At 49.6% G+C, this 480-nt stretch carries 1 rRNA gene; it reads left to right on the top strand.

Features of this window, described 5'->3' with window-relative positions:
• Positions 1–480 (top strand): 16S ribosomal RNA (locus tag H9X80_RS08915); the annotation flags it as partial.

Raw genomic sequence — 480 nt, forward strand, 5'->3', positions numbered from 1 at the left:
GATCAGCGAGTCCTACGGGAGGCTGCAGTGAGGAATATTGGTCAATGGGCGCGAGCCTGAACCAGCCAAGTAGCGTGAAGGATGAAGGCCCTATGGGTTGTAAACTTCTTTTATAAGGGAATAAAGTCACCCACGTGTGGGTTTTTGTATGTACCTTATGAATAAGCATCGGCTAACTCCGTGCCAGCAGCCGCGGTAATACGGAGGATGCGAGCGTTATCCGGATTTATTGGGTTTAAAGGGAGCGTAGACGGGTCGTTAAGTCAGCTGTGAAAGTTTGAGGCTCAACCTTAAAATTGCAGTTGATACTGGCGTCCTTGAGTACGGTTGAGGCAGGCGGAATTCGTGGTGTAGCGGTGAAATGCTTAGATATCACGAAGAACTCCGATTGCGAAGGCAGCTCACTGGACCGCAACTGACGCTGATGCTCGAAAGTGTGGGTATCAAACAGGATTAGATACCCCAGTAGTCACTAGCTGA

The organism is Olsenella profusa, assembly GCF_016900315.1.
Classification (GTDB): domain Bacteria; phylum Actinomycetota; class Coriobacteriia; order Coriobacteriales; family Atopobiaceae; genus Thermophilibacter; species Thermophilibacter profusus_A.